Consider the following 15,833-nt stretch of genomic DNA (forward strand, 5'->3'; position numbering starts at 1 on the left):
ACGCAGCTAAGCCTTCCTTTCAGGCGACCCGAGCCGCCGGCGGCAGGCCGGCGGGCGCTCGCTCGCGCCGCTCCTCGTTGCCGTTTCCGACCGATCCCATCAGTTTGCGGCGGAGAAAACTGGAAATGTTGTCGAAGATAAAGACGACAACCAGGATCAACAGAACCATATAGAAAACATTGGCCCAATTGGTGTTGGTGCGCATCGCCTCCCATAATTTCAGGCCGATGCCGCCGGCGCCGACAGCGCCTATGATCGTCGCTGACCGGGTGTTCGATTCCCAGAAATAGAGGGATTGGCTAAGGAATACCGGCAGAACCTGGGGCAGCACGCCATAGCGCTGCACCATTGCCGGCGTGGCGCCAACCGAGCGGATGCCTTCGCGCTGCTTGTCGTCGATGTTTTCCAGCGCCTCGGAATAGAGTTTGCCCAAGGTTCCGGTGTCGGTGAAGAAGATCGCCGACATGCCGGCCAGCGGTCCCGGACCGAAGCCGCGCGTGAAGAACAGCGCCCAGATCAGCATGTCGACCGAGCGCAGGAAATCGAAGAAGCGCTTTGTTACTTGATTGGCTATCCGGCTCGGCGTGACGTTGCGAGCAGCCAGGAAGGCGAGCGGAAAGGCGACGATCGAGGCCAGCACCGTGCCGACAAAAGCCATGACGATGGTTTGCAAAAGTTTCAGCCAGACGTCGCCGTGCTGCCACTCGGCGTTGTTGAGGATGTTGTCCCAGGCGAGCGCTGCGTTTGATCGCGACGGGTCGATGCGTGCCCCGGATATAATCAGTGACGCGACCTCGCCGAACGGCTTTCCCCAGAATGGCGAGTTCGTGTCAAACACGAAATTGGCCCAACCGAAGAAACGTCTCCAGGCGACGACTTCGTCATCTTGCACCTCGGCGCGACCGAGAAATCCGAACGAGATATAGGCTGTCGAGCCTGGCCTGCGTTGCTCGATCCAGTCAGGCAGCGGCGTGCGCGGCGTCACAGAACTGTCCTTGGCGATGTCGAAGATGACGCTTTCGGCGCCGCGCGTCACGGTGACAAGGTTTGGCGTGATGGCGATCCGGCCATTGCCAAAGACGACGTCCGCCGCCACGACGGCGTTTTCGCGCACCGTTTCAGGCGCAGCCGGGGCGGATTGGTCCGACGGGGCGGCCGGCTTCTCGGCGGTTGGCGCGCCAGGCGCCATAAACGAGTCCTGCGATGACTTGCCGGTCGCGATCGCCGGTGCCGGTGCTGCGTCGGCGCGCCGCTCGATCACGGCCATCTGCTTGGCCACCCAATCGGGATTTGGATTGGATCCCAGCTTGGAAAAGCGGGAGTAGTCGATCGTCAGATAGTTGTCCTTGAATTCGATGTCAGGCCGGATTTCGTAAGACACCCAGTCGGCAAGATAAGCGCCGGCAAGGTTCCAGTTCGCCTTTTCGAGAACGGTGCCGATCGAGAAGAACCACGCGCAATAGAATGTGTAGAGAATGCAAAGAAGGATGCCGATCGGGGCGGCATAGCGCTTCCATAGGGATCGCCGGAACGCGTCCGGATGGCGAGTGGCGATGTCGTCGATGGCGTCGGCGTTCATGGCCTTACTCTCCGCGCCCGTATGCGAACGCTTGCCGGCCGACAAGACGATGTCTCAGCCATGCCGAAAACTGGTCGACGGCGACAATCGTGCAGAACAGCAGAAAGACGATGGCAATCGTCTTGGCCTCGTGGCCTCTGCCGATCGAAAGACGCAGGGATTCACCGATGCCGCCGGCGCCGACGGCGCCGAGAATGGTCGAAGCGCGCACATTGATCTCGAAGCGGAGCAGGAAATAGCTCATGAAGTTGGGCAGAACCTGAGGCACGATGCCGAACCACACCCGTTCGACCCAATTGGCGCCAACGGCTCGCAAGCCTTCGTCAGGCTTCATGTCGGCATTCTCGACCACTTCGAAGAACATTTTTCCGAGTGCGCCGACGGTGTGGATGCTGACCGCGAGGATCGCCGGAATGGGTCCTAGCGAAAAGACCGCCAGAAAGAAGCCGGCGATTACGATTTCCGGAAAGGCGCGGACCATCTCAAGGAAGCGACGCGTGGTGAAACGGAGCCAGCGGCTGGCCGTGATATTGCCCGCAGCCAGGAAGCAGAGCAGGAAACCGAATGTGGAGCCCACCAGCGTCGAAAACAGGGCAATGTTCAGCGTCTCGATCATCCGGTAGGAGTATTCCGGAACGTAGATGCTTTGGGTCAGGTAGACCCGGCCTTCGGGGTAGTCGAACTTGAGGCTGCCATCGTCATAGGGTGACGGCAGGTCGAACAGCGCACGCACCGGGTCGAACCAGTCGCGCGGCTTCAATTCGGTGAAAAAGTCGGCGATGTAGGGAAGGCGGTCGAAGAACTTTCCGGCGTTGGTTTCGTTGGCGAACCAGAGCGAGCCAGAGAGCGCCAGAAACAGGAAAACCAGGCCTCCGATCGTGTAAAGGCGCCGGCGGGCGGCGAGGTCACGCCAGTGCCGCTCGACAGTGGCTCCCTCCGGTGAAAGCGCAGGCGCACGATAAACGTCGGTCGCACTCATTTATCGATCCCTGGCCCATGATGCGGCAACGCCGCCGGCGGCACATGGCCCCGGCGGCGTTGTGGCAGTTTACTTACGAGCCGATCTTCGCCTTACGGGCGTCGATGATTGCCTGATAGAATTCCGGGGTGACCGGCGAATAGCCCTTGAAGTCGCCGCCCTGTATCGCCGAGAAACAGGCTGGATCGGTTTCCGGAAGCTTGGTCAGGAAATCGGTGACCTTCTGTTTGGCGCCGGCATCGATCGACGCACGCAGCACCAGCGGGCCGTTCGGGATCATCGGCGACTGCCACAATTCGACAAGATCGTCCATCTTGAGGACGCCCTTGTCGACCATCTTGCGCAGATTGCCCGAGCTGTAGCCGTCCTTGAAGTCGCCGACGCCGGAGGCCCAGGTGGTGCCGGCATCGAAGGTGCCCTTCAGGACCTCGAGGACGAGCTGTTCATGGCCGCCACCAAAACCGGTCGACGCGAAGTAGCTCTTCACATCCATGCCGATGTCCTTGGGCAGTGAAGTGACCGGGATCAGGTAACCCGAAGTCGAATCGGGATCGGCGAAACCGAGTTTCTTGCCCTTCATGTCGGCGAGCGTCTTGATGCCGGAATCGGCACGGGCGACCATGACCGAATGATAGCCGGTCGAACCGTCGGTCTGGACCGTCGTCAGGATAGGCTCAACCGCGTCCTTGTTTTCGAGATAGATCTTGGCATAGGCGGAAGCGCCGAGCTCGGCATAGTCAAGCGTGCCGCCGAGCAGGCCCTGGATGACGCCGTCGTAGTCGGCGGCCGGGAACAGCGAGACTTTCTCGACACCGAGGACTTCCTTGATGTGGTCGGCGAAGCACTGGTAGTTGCGCAGACGGTCGGCTTCGTTCTCGCCGCCCAAAATGCCGACGCGGAATTCCTTCAGGTCCTGTGCCTGAACCGCGCCCATCGCCATGGCGACGATGGAAACAGCACCGAAAAGCATCTTTCTAAACATGTCGCGTCTCTCCTGTTGGTTCCGGCATCGCGCCGGTAGCGTTCGAATTTTGACAGCGCCCTTGACGCGGGCCGGCGATCCAGGCGCTCTTTTGCTTGTCCATGATCGTTTCCGGATACCGGTATCCACTTGTCGGGATCATGGAACTAGTAGCCCGGAAATGCGGGCTCGAGCGGTCCGGCGGATGCGGCGATTTTTTGCTTGATGGTGACGCTGGTCGAGGTGATGGCCTCGGAGATTTCGCCACCATTGCTATCGGCACCATAGACCAGGCGCACGGCCTCGCGGTTGAGGTCTTCGGGTGGGCCGTCGAACACGACCTTGCCGGCGGCCATGCCGATGATGCGGTTGCAATAGGTGCGCGCGGTATCCAGCGTGTGCAGATTGGTGACGACGGTGATGCCCTCGCGCAGATTGATGTCCTGCAGCGAATCCATAACCACCTTGGCGTTGAGCGGGTCGAGCGAGGCGATCGGCTCGTCAGCAAGGATCACCTTCGGCTGCTGCATCATGGCACGGGCAATCGCAACGCGCTGCTGCTGGCCGCCGGACAAGGTGCCGGCCGGCTGCAGCGCCGTGCGGGCAATGTCGAGACGCTCGAGCGCCGCGATCGCCTCGGCCCGTTCCTCGCGAGAAAAGACACCGAGCAGATTGACAACGGTCGAGCGGTGATTGAGCCGGCCGAGCAAGACGTTGGTCAGCACGTCGAGACGCGGCACCAGGTTGAACTGCTGGAAGATCATGGCGCAGTCGCGCTGCCAGCGCCTGAGCAGCGAGCCGCGCAGGCTGGAGACTTCGGCGCCGTCAAAGAAAATCGACCCTTGGCTGGGATCGATGAGGCGGTTGATCATGCGCAAAAGGGTCGACTTGCCGGCACCGGAACGGCCGATGATGCCGACCATCTGACCATGCGGGATCGAGATATCGACATTGCTGACGGCGGTGTTCTTGCCAAACCGGCGGGTGACGCCGCGGATTTCAAGCGTGGCTGAGGTTGCTGACATAGGCAAGTTCCAGTCCAGTCGCGTTTCGAAGGTCTGTTAACCTTCGCTAGCGCAGCCGCATGAACCTGCGGTGTCGGATTGATGTCAGTTTTGTTACTGCCCACAGGCAGAGACGTCGCGCCGTCAGCCCAGGACAAGAAGCTCCTCGAAATGCTTCATGTCCTTGAAGCTGCAAAATGCCGGAGGCCGCAGCTCGATCACCGGAGCCTGAAGGGCGAGCAGCGAGAGGCAGTCATCGAATAGCTGTTGCCATTGCGAGGCCCTTTCGTCGTCGAGGCGCCGGATCTGGTAGGCGAAAGTTATGTGGAAAGTATAGCTGTCGTGATCGGGATGCCGGTATCCGAACGGCACCGACAGGGCATCGCGCCACGCGCGCATGATGCGCTCGTCCTGGTCCGACACGCCGGTAACGGTAAGCCCGGTCGGCACGACATCGACAACCCTGACTTTAAACGCGCCATGGTCCCCGACGCCATTCAGGCGCTCCAGATAGAGCCGGGTCATGTCGTCGATGCTTGTGTCGAGGGGCACATCCTCAGGCCAGTAGGGAAGCCGGCGGCGATATTCGATGATGCCCTGGAACAGCGTCATATGCAGGCTGGAGATCGGCGTGAAGGCCAGCCTGTCGGCATCGGGCATAACGCGCATCCGCTCACGCACTTCGATGACTGCCGTTTCGGAAGCTGAGCCGCTGACGAGATGGCAGACGACCGTGTTGCCGGGCTCGGTCAGGAAATTGCCTGACGTGTCGTAGCGCGTGCCGAGATGCACGGGAGGGTTCGGGTTCGAGCCGGCAAAGAATCCGGCGAGCGAAGGTTTGATGGGCATGGCGATCTCCAGGGAAAGACCGCCTTTGTCCGAGTCATGTGTCAGGGATATGAATGGTGTGGTGGTGGGAGTGAGTAGTGTGTTGGGAGTGAGTAGTGAGTAGTGAGTAGTGAGTAGTGAAAAGAGAGACCTTCGTCCAATCCGCGACTTCCTATCTCCTACTCACTACTCACTACTCACTACTCACTACTCACCGTACTTCTCCAGAAACGCTTCCGCCGAAAGCGCGCGAAAATCGTCGAGCGCGGCGCGCAGCCTGATATGGTCCCAATCCCACCAGGCGAGCGCCTGATAACGTTCCGCCGTGCGGCGGTCGAAGCGTTCGCGGATCGGTTTCGCCGGCACACCGCCGACGATGGTGTAGGGCGCAACGTCCTTCGACACCACGGCGCCGGCGCCGACCGCCGCGCCATCGCCGACGGTTACGCCGGGCAGGATGGTCGAGCCGTGGCCAAGCCAGGTGTCATGGCCGATGGTGACGCGCTTGGCGCGACGCTGAGCGAAGAATTCGCTCTCGTGTTCGGCGTCGTCCCAATAGTCCGAGGCGCGATAAGTGAAATGGTGCAGCGTCGGCCGCCAGGTCGGGTGATTGGTGGCGTTAATGCGGACGCTGGCGGCGATGTTGGCGAACTTACCGATCGTCGCGCACCAGACACCGCAGTCCTGCATCATGTAGGAATAGTCGCCAATTGTGCTCTCCGAAACCCGGCAGCGGTCGGCGATCTCGGTCCAGCGGCCGAGCGTCGAGTTCTCGACTTCCGCCGTGTCGTGGACCAGCGGTGTTTCCGACAGCTTTCTGGTCATGCGGCGATTTTCCCGGCGGCAAAGGCGGTCACGTCGATGACGCGGTCGGCGACCGCCTCGCGCACGTCGTGGTCGTGGAAGATGCCAAGCAGGGCGACGCCGGTTGCCTTCTTGGCCGCGATCAGCGCAATCACCACATCGCGGTTCCTGGCATCGAGCGAGGCGGTCGGCTCGTCGAGTAGCAGGATCGGGTGCTCGGTGATGAAGCCGCGCGCGATGTTGACGCGCTGCTGTTCGCCGCCGGAAAACGTCGCCGGCGGCAGCATCCAGAGTTTTTCCGGCAAGTTGAGCTGCGCCAGCAAGGCGCGCGCCTTGTTGCGCGCAACCTCACGGTCCGCGCCGCGCTCGACCAGCGGTTCGGCGACGACATCGAGAGCGGAGACGCGCGGCACGGTGCGCAGGAACTGGCTGACATAGCCGATCGTGAGCCGGCGCACGGCAAGCACGGTGCGCGGGCTGGCCGTTGCGAGATCGATGAGCCCATCCTCGTGCTGGACGATGATCTGGCCTGCGTCGACGGCGTAGTTGCCGTAGAGCATCTTCAGGATCGAGCTCTTGCCGGCGCCAGAGGGGCCGCCGAGCACTGCACATTCACCGCTCCTGATCGAGAACGAGACGCCGGCGACGACAGGCAGTTTGATGCCGTCGCGCAGATGCATGGTGAAGCTCTTGGCGACATCGGAGACGACGAGAGGGGTTGCCATCAGAAGGTGCTCCAATCGTCGTTCGTTGGCGGGACAGCACCCCCCTCTGGCCTGCCGGCCATCTCCCCCTCAAGGGGGGAGATCGGCTGTCGTATTCGGTTTCGCCATTCTCCTGCGTTGCAGAAGGGGCGAGGCATGAAAGCTGCTAATCTCCCCCCTTGAGGGGGAGATGGCCGGCAGGCCAGAGGGGGGTGACTTGGCGCCATCGTCAAACCTGCAAAATCGAGGAAACCAGCAATTGCGTATAAGGCGCGCGCGGATCGTCGAGCACGCGGTCGGTGAGGCCGCTTTCGACGACGCGGCCATCCTTCATCACCATCATGCGTTGCGATAAAAGCCGCGCCACCGCGAGGTCGTGGGTGACGACGATGGCCGCGAGGCCAAGATCGGTGACCAGCCCGCGCAACAAATCGAGCAGGCGTGCCTGCACCGAGACGTCGAGGCCGCCGGTCGGCTCGTCCATGAACACCAGCCGCGGCCCGGTGACCAGGTTGCGGGCGATCTGCAGGCGCTGGCGCATGCCGCCGGAGAAGGCGCGCGGCTCGTCGTCGATGCGGTCTTCGTCAATCTCGACGCGCGACAGCCAGTCGACGGCAGTGGCGCGGATTTTTCCATAGTGACGGTCGCCCACCGCCATCAGCCGCTCGCCGACATTGGCGCCGGCGGACACCGTCATGCGCAGTCCGTCGGCGGGGTTCTGGTGGACGAAGCCCCAGTCGGTGCGCATCAGGAAGCGGCGCTCGGCCTCGCTCATCCGGTAGAGCTCGCGAAACTGGCCGTCGCGCATGCGGTAGCTGGCGGCGCCGGAACTCGGCAGCAGCCGGGTCGACAGGCAGTTGAGCAGCGTCGTCTTGCCGGAACCGGATTCGCCGACCACCGCCAGCACCTCGCCCGGCCACAGGTCGAAGGTGACGTTCTCGCAGCCGACGCGCGAGCCATAGAATTTGGAGAGCGCTGAAACGCGCAGCAGCGGCTCGTCGGTCATTGCGCCGGCTCCGTTTTTTCCAGGGCAAGAGGGGTTTCAGGCGCAAGGCGGCCGCGATGGCCTTGTTCGCGCCGCTTCTCGCAATGATCGGTGTCGGAGCACACGAACATGTGGCCGCCATGATCGTCGAGGATGACCTCGTCGAGATAGACGTTCTCAGCCGCGCACAACGCGCAGGGCTGGTCGAAGGTCTGCACCTCGAACGGATGGTCCTCGAAGTCGAGGCTGACCACATCGGTGAAAGGCGGCAGCGCATAGATGCGCTTTTCGCGGCCGGCGCCAAATAGCTGCAAAGCCGGCGAACGATGCATCTTCGGATTGTCGAATTTCGGCGTCGGCGAGGGATCCATCACATAGCGGCCCTCGACCTTGACCGGATAGGCGTAGGTGGTGGCGATGCGGCCGTGCCTGGCAATGTCCTCGTAGAGCTTCACATGCATGAGGCCGTATTCCTCCAGCGCATGCATTTTCCGCGTTTCGGTCTCGCGCGGCTCGAGGAAGCGCAAAGGTTCGGGAATCGGCACCTGAAAGACCAGCACCTGGCCTGATGTCAGCGGATGTTCTGGGATGCGGTGGCGGGTCTGGATGATGGTCGCCTTCGCCGTCTCGGTGGTGACGGCGACATTGGCGACCTTCTTGAAGAAGGCACGGATCGAAACCGCATTGGTGGTGTCGTCGGCGCCCTGGTCGATGACTTTCAGCACATCGTCCGGGCCGATGATCGAAGCGGTGACCTGGACGGCGCCAGTGCCCCAGCCATAGGGCATCGGCATTTCGCGTGAGGCAAACGGCACCTGGTAGCCGGGAATGGCGATGCCCTTGAGGATCGCCCGGCGGATCATCCGCTTGGTCTGCTCATCGAGATAGGCGAAGTTGTAGGTGGCGATGTCGGTCGGTTGTGCGGTCATTCCGCTGCCTCCCTTTTCTCCTCGGCTTTGCCGGCGTTTTCGCGAGCATCATGCTCGGCGCGCATGCGGCGCACCAGGTCGAGCTCGGCCTGGAAGTCGACATAGTGCGGCAGCTTCAGATGCTCGACGAAGCCGGTCGCCTGGACATTGTCGGAATGCGAGATGACGAACTCCTCGTCCTGGGCTGCGGCGACGACATCTTCGCCGAATTCCGAAGCACGTAACGCCCGGTCGCACAGCGCCATGGCCATCGCCTTGCGCTCGCTCTGGCCGAAGACGAGGCCGTAGCCGCGGGTGAATTGCGGCGGCGCCTTGGCTGAGCCCTTGAATTGGTTGACTATCTGGCACTCGGTGACACGCACGGAGCCGAGCGGTACGGCGAAGGGCAGCTCCGGCACGTCGAGTTCCAGCTCCACCTCGCCGATGCGAACCTCGCCGACGAAGGGATGGTTGCGGGCATAGCCGCGCTGGGTGGAGTAGCCGAGCGCCAACAAAAAACCCTCGTCGCCGCGTGACAGCGCCTGCAGGCGGATGTCGCGCGCCATCGGGAATTCTAGCGGCTCGCGGGTGATGTCGCCGGGGACATGGTCCTGCGGCATGTCGCCGTCGGGCTCGATCAGGCCTTCGCGGGCGAGGATGGCGGAGACACGGGGCATGGCTTCCGCCTCGCTGGCACGCTGCTGCGGCTCGGCGACGTCGCCGCCCGCGGCAAGCTCGGGATCGAGCAGCCGGTGGGTGTAGTCGAAGGTCGGGCCGAGAAGCTGGCCGCCGGGAAGATCCTTGTAGGTCGCCGAGACACGCCGCTCGACCAGCATCGCGCCGGTGTCGATCGCCCGTGTGTAGCCGAAGCGCGGCAGCGTCGTGCGATAGGCGCGAACCAGGAAGATCGCCTCGATCATGTCGCCGCGCGCCTGGACGATGGCGAGCGCCGCCAATTCCCTGTCGTAGAGCGAGCCTTCGCTCATCACCCGGTCGACACCGAGCGCCAGTTGCTCGACGATCTGGTCGAGGCGAAGCGCCGGCACGGAACGGTCGCCGCGCCGGCGGTCGGCGAGCAGGCTGTGGGCGTTGGCGATGGCCGCTTCGCCGCCTTTTACCGCGACATACATATCACGCCTCCATCGTCTTGATGCGCGTCGTGCGCGGCAGGCAGGCAACGCCGTCCGGGGTGGCGAGGACGATGTCGACGCCACGCGGAAAGCGTTGGTTGTTCTGCTTCCACTGTTCGACGAAATGGCGCGGCATCTGCGCCGGCGCGATGCTTGCAGTCTTTTCGATGCCGGGACCTTCGAGCAACAGAGGGGCACCTGAAACGAGATCGCCGACTTGCAGGATCAGCGTCGTGGAGCGGTCGGGATAATCCTGGGTGCCTTGTGAGAAGCCGTCGAGCGCCATCATTTCGGCCGGCGTGGCGATCAGCGCGAAATGCGCATCGGCCGGCGTGTTGGCCAGGGGCGCGCCGGTGTGGAAGCCGAGCCAGGATTTCACCGCTACTGGGGCCTGCAAAACGGGGTCGAGCCACAGCGGCGTGTCGTTGTCGCACAGCGCCAGCGCAATGGCGCCCGCGGTGGCTGATAGCGGCGCCGGCGGGCGGGCAAAGACCGGCAGAGGCTGCAGGGTGCCCGGCCGCGCCATTGCGTCCATCACGGCGCGGAACACCGTCTGGGCGTCGAACACCGGATCGGCAAAGCCGCCTTCGATCGCTTGGGTTACGATGTCCATCAGTCTTCTCCGCGTACCATGGTGAAGAAATCGACCTTCGTTGCCGCCGTCTCGGCGCGACGCCGTTCACGTGCGCTGGCCAGTGCGGCCTGCAGCGGCGCAATGAGTTTGGTCTCGACCTCACGGCGCAGGGCAGGGTCCTGCCAGAGCGCGTCGGCGATCGCCGCCAGTTTTGCTTTCTGCCTGTCACGGCCCAGCGCGTAGCAGTGGCCGACCTGTCCGGAGGCGAGCCGGACGGTAGCGCGGGTGACCGTCGCCTCGCCAACGTTGAACGGCGCGCCGCCGCCGCCGATGCGGCCGCGCACGGTGACCAAGCCGGTTTCGGGGCCGCGCAGGAGTTCCGCCTCAGAAGGCAGGCCGGCTTCGTTCCACAGCCGGACGATATCGTCGCCGGTCGATTGCGCCAGCGTTGCCATAACGGCCTTGCGCTGAGCCTGATCGCGCGCTTCCTGTCCTCGCATGGTTAACATTCCCTTGCATCGAAAATTTGTCTATTGATATAGACAATTATACAAATTATACCTATTATCTAATGCGTGTCTATGACGGGTGCATGACACGGGCGAAAAGATCGGGGCAAGACATGATCGGGCAGCCCAGCAGCATAGAGCGGCGCAGCGGCGTCTCGCTGTGGCGGCAGATCGCCGATCAAATCCTGCGTTCGATCGCCGTCGGCGACTTTGCCGAGAATACCGCGCTGCCGCCGGAAGTCGCGCTGGCCGAGCGCTATGGTGTCAACCGCCATACGGTGCGCAGCGCCATCGCAGCACTGGTGCAGGATGGCGTGCTCAGGGCCGAGCAGGGGCGCGGCACTTTCGTGCTTTCGCGCAAGCGCCTGTCCTATCCGATCGGCGCCCGCACCCGTTTTTCGGAGGGCTTGCAAGGGCAAGCGTCTGAGCGCCGCAGCGTGCTGCTCGAGTCGGCGGTCGAGCCGGCCAGCCGGCGTGTCGCCGAAGGCTTAGGTCTAGCCAAGGGTTCCAGCGTCATCCGCCTTGAGACACGCGGTGAAGCCGATGGACAGCCGGTCTCGCGTGCCACCGGCTGGTTCGATGCAAAACGCTTCGCAGGCATCGAGACCGCTATCGCGGAAACTGGATCGGTGACCGCTTCGCTCCAGCGTTTCGGCATCAGTGACTATCTCAGGCAATCGACGGTGCTGTCGGCGCGCCACGCGGATGCCGCCGACCTTGCCGATCTCGATCTGCAGCCCGGCGCCATCGTGCTGGTCACGGTCGCCGTCAACGTCACGCCGGACGGCCAGCCGATCCAGTTCGCCGAAACGCGGTTTCCGGCTGAGCGCGTCGAGCTCAAACTGTCGGCGCTGTAGGTAGTGCCGGCCTTATACGAGACCGTGATTTATCTGACCCACGCTGATATCATACCAGCTCGGTCGCGCTTACATGTCAGCGGTTTGGCGTTTGAGGACCGCCTTCCCCCACTCCGTCTCGGCTTCGCCGAGCCACCTCTCCCCCCTCCGGAGGGAGAGGAAGGGAGCCCGCTGACGGCGAGAGAAGTAGGGAGTCTGGTTGAGGAGCGTTGGCTGCAATAGGCTCGCACCCTTCCTCTACCCCGTCGCTCGGGGGAGAGGTGGCTCGGCGAAGCCGAGACGGAGTGGGGGTCGACCTGCGCGGGGCGTTGTCATTCGGGCCGGGCTCACCGCCTGCCGTGTTATGACCCGACTTCGATCACCGCCTTGATCAGGCCGGATTTCTCATGCGCCCAGCGGGCGAGGTCGCGCGGCGTCTCGCCCAGCGTCGTGCGATGGGTGACGAGCTTCGCCAGCGGCACGGCGCCATCGCGGATCGAGGCGGCGACATGGTCGAAATCGGCGCGCAGCGCATTGCGGCTGCCGATCAGCGTCATTTCGCGCTTGTGGAATTCGGGATCGGAAAAGACGATGTCGTCCTTGACGACACTGACCAGGACCAGCGTCCCGCCATGGGCGACATGGGCGAAGGCCGACTGGACGGACTGGGTGTTGCCGGTGGCGTCGAAAACCACGTCAAAACCTTCGCCGCCGGTCGCCTCCCGCACCAGATCGGTCGCAGACGTCCGCGAACCGTCGAGGGTCGCGAAGCCGAGTTCGCTAGCGGCGAAATCCAGCCTCTCCGCGCTCATGTCGAGCAGCGTCACGTCGAGACCGGCGATGCGGGCAAACAGCGCCGTGCCGAGCCCGATCGGCCCGGCGCCAATGACCAGGGTGCGCGCGCCTGGCTGTGCCAGCGAGCGCCGCACGGCATGCGCTCCGATCGCCAGGAATTCGACGGCGGCGGCATCGGCAAGCGACAGGCCGTTTGCCGGATAAAGATTTTGCGCCGGCACCAGGATGCGTTCGCACATGGCGCCGTCACGATGCACGCCGAGCACCTCGATCTTCACGCAGCAATTCGGTTTTCCTTGCCGGCAGGCGATGCATTTGCCGCAAGCGAGATAGGGGTTGATGACCACCGGCTCGCCGACGGCCAGATCGACGCCGTCGCCGGCCTCGATCATAGTGCCGGAAACCTCGTGGCCCATGATGCGCGGGTAGGCCAGGAACGGATGCTTGCCCTCGAAGATGTGATAGTCGGTGCCGCAGATGCCGACATGACTGACCGCGACCAGCGCCCAGCCCGGCGGTGGCGTGCTCGGCGCCGGACGGTCTTCCAGAACAAGCTCGCCGGGCGACCGGCAGACGACGGCTTTCATGCTTCAATCCAGTCTGTTCATGGAACCGCCGTCCCCGCTAGAGCCGGGCCGGCGGTTGTTAATATGGTCTACTTGCCGCGGCGGCGCAGGCCGTCGAAATAGACGATGACGATGATCAGCACCCCGGTGATGATGCGTTGCCAGAAGGCGTTGACGTTGAGCAGATTGGCGCCGTTGTTGATGGTGGCTAGGATGAAGGCGCCGAGCAGCGGTCCATGCACCGATCCGACGGCGCCGAACAGCGAAGTGCCGCCGATCACCGACGAGGCGATCGCCTGCAATTCCCAGCCCTCGGCCTGCGTCGGATTGCCGATGCCGATGCGCGACGCGAGCAGCACGCCGACGAAAGCCGCGCAGAGGCCTGAGAGCGTATAGGCCATGTAGATGGTGCGCTGGACATTGACGCCGGACAGACGCGAGGCCTCGGCGTTGGAGCCGACCGAGAACAGATACCGGCCCCAGCGGCTGTGATGCAGGAAGATATAGGCCGGGATGCCGACCAGGATCACCATCCAGAACAGATTGGGGACGCCGAGAAACGAGCTGCGCGAAAACAACTGGAAGGCGTCGTTGTTGATCGAGATCGAGTTGCCGTTGGTCATCAAGAGGCCGATGCCGCGCAAGGATGTCAGCGTCGCCAGCGTGATGATGAAGGGCGGCAGGCCCATCCTGACGATGCCGAAGCCGTGGAACATGCCGATGGCGACACCGACCAGCAAGGTGACCAGGATGGCGAGGAAGACCGGCACCCCGGCGTTGATCAGCATCGCTACGATGACGGTGGCGAAGCCGACCACGGCGCCGACGGAAAGGTCGATGCCTCCGGTGATGATGACGAAGGTCTGGCCGACCGCCAGGATGGCTATCATCGAGCCCTGCCGCAGCAGGTTCGAGATATTGTTGGCGGAGGCGAAGCTCGGCGTCGCCACCGACAGGATGATCCACAAAAGAACCAGCAGCGCCAGCAGCGTCAGCCCGAACAGCGCGTTGTAGTTGCGTTTCGGCCTTTCGGCCGGGATCGCCTCGGTGCTCATATCTGTCCTCCCGGTTTTTCTTGTTTCTCGGCGAGCGCCTGGTTGAGAATGTCCTCATGATTGGCGGTGCGGAAACCATGCGTGGCCACCAGCTTGCCGCGCCGGAATACATGCAGCGTGTCGGCCAGTTCATAGACCTCGGGCAGATAGGACGAGATCAGGATGATGCCGGCGCCCTTGGACAACAGTTCGCCGAACAGACGGTAGATCTCCGCCTTGGTGCCGACATCGACGCCAACTGTCGGCTCGTCGAAGATGAACAGCTTGGCGCCGTGCGCCAGCCATCTGCCGATGACGATCTTCTGCTGGTTGCCGCCGGACAGGCTGGAGGCGAGCGCGTTGCGCGTCGGCGTCTTGATCCTGAGATTGGCGATCTGGCGATCCGCCTCGGTCTTCTCCTGTGCGCTGGAGATCAGCAGATTGCTGGAGATGCGCTTGTAGATCGGCAGATTGAGATTGAGGCCGACCGGCAGGTTGAGGCAGAGGCCCTGGTCACGGCGGCTTTCCGGCGCCAGCGCCATGCCAAGCCTGATAGCGTCATGCTCGGAGTTGACCTGAACCTCCTTGCCCTCCCAGAGGATCTGGCCGGCCGACTTGCGATGACGGCCGTAGAGCGTGGTGACGAACTCGCTGCGCCCGGCACCGATCAGGCCGTAGAGCCCGACGATTTCGCCGGCCCGGACCGTCATCGAGACATTTTCGAAGCCCTTGCCGGAGAGATTCCTGGCTTCGAGGAGCGTCGCGCCCGGGGTAAAATGCTCCTTGTGATAGACTTGCTCGATCGAGCGGTTGATCATCATCTTGACCAGCTCGGCGTCGTTGGTCTCGGCGATGTTCCTGGTGCCGACAAGCGTGCCGTCGCGCAGCACCGAGACGCGGTCGGCGAGCTCGAACACCTCTTCCATGCGGTGGCTGATGTAGATGATGGTGACGCCTTCGCCCTTTAGCCGGCGGATCAGCGTGAACAGCTGATCGGCTTCCTTCCGGGTGAGATAGGCAGTCGGTTCGTCGAAGATCAGGAACTTGGTGCCGCGCACGGTGGCGCGGGCGGCGGCGATCAGCTGCTGCTGGCCTATGGTCAGGTCACCCAGCACGACATGCGCCGGCAGATCGAAGCCGAGATCGTCGATGATCTTCTGCGCTTCCCTGACCATGGCCCGCTGCTGCAGGATGCCGAAGCGGGAATCCTCCTCGCCAAGGAACATGTTGGCCGCGACAGTGAGATGGCGGCACAGAACGACCTCCTGATGCACGGCATTGATGCCGAGCGCCATCGCCTCATGCGGCGTCGCCAGCGCTGCCGGCTTGCCCTCCCAGATGACGTCGCCGGAGGTGCGCGGCATGACACCGGTCAGCAGCTTGATCAGGGTGGATTTGCCGGCACCGTTCTCGCCGACAATGGCGTGGATTTCGCTGGCCTTGAAGGCGAGGTTAACCGGCTTCAGCGCGTGCGTGCCAGGATATCGCTTTTCCAGTCCCTTGAGTTCGAGGATCGTCCTGCCCGGCTCCAGCGTTAGGGCCGGATGCAGTTCCTGCGCCGTCGACGTCATGACAATCCTCCCAGATTGGCCTCACGATTGGCACTTGGTTGGAGTGTTTCCGGGGCAGAAAGGCCC

16 protein-coding genes are annotated in these 15,833 nt (G+C 63.2%); 1 reads left to right on the plus strand and 15 read right to left on the minus strand.

Annotated features, from left to right (window positions below; translation table 11 throughout):
• Window positions 1–19 precede the first annotated feature (19 nt).
• The 12 genes from phnE (EOB36_RS09075) to phnG all read right to left on the minus strand — a co-directional run bounded on the left by phnE (EOB36_RS09075) (window position 20) and on the right by phnG (window position 10,956).
• On the minus strand, window positions 20–1,579 hold the full coding sequence (phnE, locus tag EOB36_RS09075) for a phosphonate ABC transporter, permease protein PhnE (protein WP_128284711.1): 1,560 nt from the start codon (window positions 1,577–1,579) through the stop codon (window positions 20–22).
• A 4-nt stretch (window positions 1,580–1,583) separates the two neighbouring features.
• Entirely contained in the window at window positions 1,584–2,558 is a 975-nt protein-coding gene (gene phnE / locus EOB36_RS09080) for a phosphonate ABC transporter, permease protein PhnE (RefSeq protein ID WP_128284712.1), read from the minus strand.
• 73 nt (window positions 2,559–2,631) lie between these two features.
• Complete coding sequence (gene phnD / locus EOB36_RS09085) at window positions 2,632–3,540, minus strand: phosphonate ABC transporter substrate-binding protein (protein ID WP_095488264.1); 909 nt, start codon at window positions 3,538–3,540, stop codon at window positions 2,632–2,634.
• 146 nt (window positions 3,541–3,686) lie between these two features.
• The gene (gene phnC, locus EOB36_RS09090) at window positions 3,687–4,544 is read right to left on the minus strand and encodes a phosphonate ABC transporter ATP-binding protein (RefSeq protein WP_095488266.1); all 858 of its coding nucleotides are present in this window, start codon (window positions 4,542–4,544) and stop codon (window positions 3,687–3,689) included.
• Between the two features lie 123 nt (window positions 4,545–4,667).
• On the minus strand, window positions 4,668–5,372 hold the full coding sequence (locus EOB36_RS09095; RefSeq protein ID WP_206073003.1) for a DUF1868 domain-containing protein: 705 nt from the start codon (window positions 5,370–5,372) through the stop codon (window positions 4,668–4,670).
• 186 nt (window positions 5,373–5,558) lie between these two features.
• A complete protein-coding gene (locus tag EOB36_RS09100) occupies window positions 5,559–6,176 on the minus strand; it encodes a DapH/DapD/GlmU-related protein (protein ID WP_095488270.1) in 618 nt (205 codons plus the stop codon).
• Window positions 6,173–6,880 carry a phosphonate C-P lyase system protein PhnL gene (phnL, locus tag EOB36_RS09105; RefSeq protein ID WP_128284713.1) on the minus strand — a complete coding sequence of 236 codons (708 nt, stop codon included), beginning with the start codon at window positions 6,878–6,880 and terminating at the stop codon, window positions 6,173–6,175. The genes EOB36_RS09100 and phnL overlap by 4 nt, the downstream gene beginning before the upstream one ends.
• 208 nt (window positions 6,881–7,088) lie before the next feature.
• Complete coding sequence (gene phnK, locus EOB36_RS09115) at window positions 7,089–7,865, minus strand: phosphonate C-P lyase system protein PhnK (RefSeq protein ID WP_126104838.1); 777 nt, start codon at window positions 7,863–7,865, stop codon at window positions 7,089–7,091.
• Window positions 7,862–8,773 carry an alpha-D-ribose 1-methylphosphonate 5-phosphate C-P-lyase PhnJ gene (locus tag EOB36_RS09120; RefSeq protein ID WP_128284714.1) on the minus strand — a complete coding sequence of 304 codons (912 nt, stop codon included), beginning with the start codon at window positions 8,771–8,773 and terminating at the stop codon, window positions 7,862–7,864. The genes phnK and EOB36_RS09120 overlap by 4 nt, the downstream gene beginning before the upstream one ends.
• A complete protein-coding gene (locus EOB36_RS09125) occupies window positions 8,770–9,882 on the minus strand; it encodes a carbon-phosphorus lyase complex subunit PhnI (RefSeq protein WP_126104840.1) in 1,113 nt (370 codons plus the stop codon). Before EOB36_RS09125 ends, EOB36_RS09120 begins: the two co-directional genes overlap by 4 nt.
• 1 nt (window position 9,883) lies before the next feature.
• Window positions 9,884–10,495 carry a phosphonate C-P lyase system protein PhnH gene (phnH, locus tag EOB36_RS09130; protein WP_095488282.1) on the minus strand — a complete coding sequence of 204 codons (612 nt, stop codon included), beginning with the start codon at window positions 10,493–10,495 and terminating at the stop codon, window positions 9,884–9,886.
• Window positions 10,495–10,956: a phosphonate C-P lyase system protein PhnG gene (phnG, locus tag EOB36_RS09135; protein ID WP_095488284.1), complete on the minus strand. Its 462-nt coding sequence runs from the start codon at window positions 10,954–10,956 to the stop codon at window positions 10,495–10,497. Before phnG ends, phnH begins: the two co-directional genes overlap by 1 nt.
• Window positions 10,957–11,078: 122 nt before the next feature.
• Between phnG and phnF the strand changes: the two genes are divergently transcribed.
• The gene (phnF, locus tag EOB36_RS09140; RefSeq protein ID WP_095488286.1) at window positions 11,079–11,822 is read left to right on the plus strand and encodes a phosphonate metabolism transcriptional regulator PhnF; all 744 of its coding nucleotides are present in this window, start codon (window positions 11,079–11,081) and stop codon (window positions 11,820–11,822) included.
• A gap of 341 nt (window positions 11,823–12,163) precedes the next feature.
• Here phnF and EOB36_RS09145 read toward each other — a convergent pair whose 3' ends face one another.
• From EOB36_RS09145 to EOB36_RS09155, 3 genes are all read right to left on the minus strand, one after another.
• Window positions 12,164–13,183, minus strand: coding sequence for a zinc-binding alcohol dehydrogenase family protein (locus EOB36_RS09145; protein WP_095488288.1), 1,020 nt, complete (start codon window positions 13,181–13,183; stop codon window positions 12,164–12,166).
• Between the two features lie 68 nt (window positions 13,184–13,251).
• A complete protein-coding gene (locus EOB36_RS09150; RefSeq protein WP_095488290.1) occupies window positions 13,252–14,217 on the minus strand; it encodes an ABC transporter permease in 966 nt (321 codons plus the stop codon).
• The gene (locus EOB36_RS09155; RefSeq protein ID WP_095488292.1) at window positions 14,214–15,767 is read right to left on the minus strand and encodes a sugar ABC transporter ATP-binding protein; all 1,554 of its coding nucleotides are present in this window, start codon (window positions 15,765–15,767) and stop codon (window positions 14,214–14,216) included. The genes EOB36_RS09150 and EOB36_RS09155 overlap by 4 nt, the downstream gene beginning before the upstream one ends.
• Window positions 15,768–15,833: the final 66 nt, after the last annotated feature.

This window comes from Mesorhizobium sp. M6A.T.Cr.TU.017.01.1.1 (assembly GCF_004023115.1).
GTDB classification, from domain to species: Bacteria; Pseudomonadota; Alphaproteobacteria; order Rhizobiales; family Rhizobiaceae; genus Mesorhizobium; species Mesorhizobium mediterraneum.

Bases quoted from the DNA above. Each gene is read 5' to 3' on its own strand.
- EOB36_RS09120 (WP_128284714.1), bottom strand. From the start codon at position 8,773: ATGACCGCACAACCGACCGACATCGCCACCTACAACTTCGCCTATCTC.
- phnL (WP_128284713.1), bottom strand. From the start codon at position 6,880: ATGGCAACCCCTCTCGTCGTCTCCGATGTCGCCAAGAGCTTCACCATG.
- EOB36_RS09150 (WP_095488290.1), bottom strand. From the start codon at position 14,217: ATGAGCACCGAGGCGATCCCGGCCGAAAGGCCGAAACGCAACTACAAC.
- EOB36_RS09125 (WP_126104840.1), bottom strand. From the start codon at position 9,882: ATGTATGTCGCGGTAAAAGGCGGCGAAGCGGCCATCGCCAACGCCCAC.
- EOB36_RS09145 (WP_095488288.1), bottom strand. From the start codon at position 13,183: ATGAAAGCCGTCGTCTGCCGGTCGCCCGGCGAGCTTGTTCTGGAAGAC.
- phnE (WP_128284712.1), bottom strand. From the start codon at position 2,558: ATGAGTGCGACCGACGTTTATCGTGCGCCTGCGCTTTCACCGGAGGGA.
- phnF (WP_095488286.1), top strand. From the start codon at position 11,079: ATGATCGGGCAGCCCAGCAGCATAGAGCGGCGCAGCGGCGTCTCGCTG.
- phnD (WP_095488264.1), bottom strand. From the start codon at position 3,540: ATGTTTAGAAAGATGCTTTTCGGTGCTGTTTCCATCGTCGCCATGGCG.
- EOB36_RS09155 (WP_095488292.1), bottom strand. From the start codon at position 15,767: ATGACGTCGACGGCGCAGGAACTGCATCCGGCCCTAACGCTGGAGCCG.
- phnG (WP_095488284.1), bottom strand. From the start codon at position 10,956: ATGCGAGGACAGGAAGCGCGCGATCAGGCTCAGCGCAAGGCCGTTATG.
- phnH (WP_095488282.1), bottom strand. From the start codon at position 10,495: ATGGACATCGTAACCCAAGCGATCGAAGGCGGCTTTGCCGATCCGGTG.
- phnC (WP_095488266.1), bottom strand. From the start codon at position 4,544: ATGTCAGCAACCTCAGCCACGCTTGAAATCCGCGGCGTCACCCGCCGG.
- phnK (WP_126104838.1), bottom strand. From the start codon at position 7,865: ATGACCGACGAGCCGCTGCTGCGCGTTTCAGCGCTCTCCAAATTCTAT.
- EOB36_RS09095 (WP_206073003.1), bottom strand. From the start codon at position 5,372: ATGCCCATCAAACCTTCGCTCGCCGGATTCTTTGCCGGCTCGAACCCG.
- EOB36_RS09100 (WP_095488270.1), bottom strand. From the start codon at position 6,176: ATGACCAGAAAGCTGTCGGAAACACCGCTGGTCCACGACACGGCGGAA.
- phnE (WP_128284711.1), bottom strand. From the start codon at position 1,579: ATGAACGCCGACGCCATCGACGACATCGCCACTCGCCATCCGGACGCG.